This window comes from Roseateles sp. P5_E11, from assembly GCF_054049355.1.
Genome location: NZ_JBFUMO010000663.1, coordinates 1 through 2,935 on the forward strand (window position 1 = coordinate 1; position 2,935 = coordinate 2,935).

Here is a 2,935-nt window from a genome sequence, read left to right on the forward strand (position 1 = left end):
GCCCTCCACGACCCTGCCACCTGGCCCGCGCCGCATCCATGACCGCCGCCGCGGCTGGCGCCGTCTGCGCCGCGTCGGCCTGGCCGCGCTGGCCGGCCTGGGGGGCGGCCTGGTTACCGCCTGGGGGCTCGCCGCCGATGCACTGCCGCCTCTGCTGCGCATTCCCCAGCCCGCTGCGGCCATGCCAGCGCAGGACCTGCTGGTGCCCATGCTGCTGGCGGCTCTGGGCCTGCTGACGCTATGGCGGCTGAGCGCCTGGGTGCTGCCGCTGGTCATGGCGGGCTTGCTGCTGGGCGCCGGGCTGCCCTTGCTGGCGCGCTCGCCCGCGGATCCGGCAGCAGCACTGGACCTGCTGATCTCGGCACCCGTGCTCACGGCGCTGGCCCTGCCCCTGCTCGCGATCGCTTTGAATCGCACGCTGATGCGCCGGCTGCGCCTGACGGGCCGGCTCACTGGTCGCCGCGAAGTCCTTCTTTTCGGCCTGCTGGGTGGACTGGCCGCACCGGTACTGGCTGGCCTGTTCGCACTGGCAGCCTCGATGGCCGCGGGACTGACCCGAAGCGGCGCGCTTGGTGGCGCGCTGGAACTCGCGGCCGCCTGGGGCTTTGGGCTGCTCTGCGCCGGTACCTGCCTGCAGGCCAGCACCCAACGCCCGCGCCGCGGCGGCCGCTGGGYCGCCCGCATGCTGGCCACAGCGGCCGTTCTTGCCCAGGCGGCCCTGATCTGGCTACCGGAGGCCGGCGCCGCGCTGCTGTTGCCACATCTGCTCCTCTGTCTGCATGCCCTGCAAGCCTCGCCTCGCGCCAATGCCATGCTGGGTGCCGGCCTGCTGGGTCTGTGGGCACTCAGCGCGCCGCCGGCCCTGCTCTCCTATGCCTTGGGCGCTGGCTTCGCCTTGCTGCCCCTGGTCCTTATCGCGCTGAGCCACCACCAGTTGCGCGACCGGGACGGCTGGCGCAGCGCCCTGGATGCCCAGGGCCTGGCCCTGGCCGAGTGGCGCCTGCCCGAGGGTCGCCGCCATGCGTCGGCGCGCTGGCAGGCCCTGACGACGCCCGTCGACGGCACCGCAGCCGGCACTGCGCCGCTGGACTGGGTACGCCTGGCTCACCCGCGCGACCGCGAACCGGTGCGCCGTGCGCTGCGCGAGCTGCTGGCCGACCCGCAGCTCAACCAACTGGGTGTGTCGCTGCGGCTGGCGGCCGACGGCGGCGACTGGCGCTGGCATGAGCTGCAGGCCCATGTCCCGCTGCGCGACCGCCAGGGCCGCGCGCGTGGCCTCATCGCAACGCTGGCGGATGTCAGCTGGCGCCACACGGCCGAGGAACGCGAGCGCATGTCGGCCACCCTCTTCCAGCAGGCCAGCGAGGGTCTGGCTGTCATCGACACGCAGTGGCGCGTCGTCGAGGTCAACTCAGCCTATTGCGACATCCTGCATGCACCGCGCGAGGCTCTCGTCGGCCGGCCGGCCACACCGCTGAGCATCGCCAATCTGCAGCGCAGTGGCCACGAGACCGCCGAGCTGCAGACAGCGCTGAATGATGGCCTGTCATGGAGCGGCCAGTTGCAGGCCGAGCTTGAGGACGGCGGCCGACACGTCTTCTCGGCCAAACTCAGCCCCGTGCCGGAGCCCGACGGCGTCAGCCCGAGGTGGCGGCTGCTCAGCCTGACCGACCTCGGCGAGAGCCTGCGCCAGCAGGACCTGCTGCGCCGCAGCCTGCGCTTTGACGTCGCCACCGGCCTGCCCAACCGCGACGAGTTCATGCGGCGGCTGCAGCTGGCCCTGGTCGCGGCCAACCGCGACGGCTTCAGGCTCATTGTCGGCCTCATCGACCTCGACGACTTCGCCCGCGTCAACGCGGAGCACGGCCAGCTTGTCGCGGATTCCGTGCTGCTTCAACTCAGTGGCCGATTGCAAGCCACATTGCGCGGCTCGCGTGGCGCCGCGCCAGATACCGCCGACCAGCTGGCCCGGCTGCATGGCGACGAGTTCGCCGTGCTGATGCGCGTGCAGACGCCCGAAGAGGCCCAGCGCGCCGCCGACCGCCTGCTGGCGGTGCTGTCCACGCCGGTCGCCATCCGCGAGAACCGTGTCGGCAACGGCCTGGCCATTGAAATCGGCGCCAGCATGGGCGCCACCCTCTATCCCCAGGACGACGCCGACCCGGAAACGCTGCTGCGCCACGCCGGCCACGCCCTCTACCGCGCCAAGCATGCAGGCCGCGGCGGCATCCAGTTCCATGACCCGACGCTGGACCAGCGCGATGAGGCCGGCATGATYGCCGTCGCGCGACTCCAACGCGCCCTGGACAGCAATGAACTGCTGCTGCACTACCAGCCGCAGATCGATCTGCGCAGCGGCCAGGTCATGGGTGTGGAAGCCCTGCTGCGCTGGCAGCACCCCGAGCGCGGCCTGCTCGCACCGGCGCATTTCCTGCCGCTGGTCGAGGCGACCGGCCTGGCCGTGCAGATCGGCGACTGGGTCATCGAGCAGGCCCTGGCGCAGGCGATGGCCTGGCTGCGCGCCGGTGTCAACGATGGCAAGGGTCTGCCGGTCAGCGTCAACGTCGGCGCCCGCCAGCTGCGCCGCCACGACTTCCCGCAGCGCCTGCAGGAACTCATCCAGCGCCAGTCGCCTGAGGTCGCCCATCTGCTGCACCTGGACGTGCTGGAGTCCGACGCACTGGTCGAGACGGTCGCCACCCAAGCCCTCATCCAGCGCTGCCTGAGCCTGGGCATTGGCATCGCGCTGGACGACTTCGGCGCCGGCTACTCGCGGCTCAGTTCACTCAAGCGTCTGCCTGTGGACACCCTCAAACTCGACCGTAGCTATGTGCAGGGCATGCTGGGCGATGCCCAGGACCTGTCGCTCGTCGAGAGCGTCATCGGCTTGGCGCGCAATATCGGTTGTGCCGTGCTGGCCAAGGGTGTCGAGAGC

Annotated in this window: 1 protein-coding gene; it reads left to right on the forward strand. The window is 71.4% G+C overall.

All coding sequences use genetic code 11. The features are described 5' to 3' along the window. Window positions 1–2,935: putative bifunctional diguanylate cyclase/phosphodiesterase (locus tag ACXJKR_RS28790; RefSeq protein WP_457325752.1), on the forward strand; the 2,935-nt coding region annotated here is incomplete at both ends.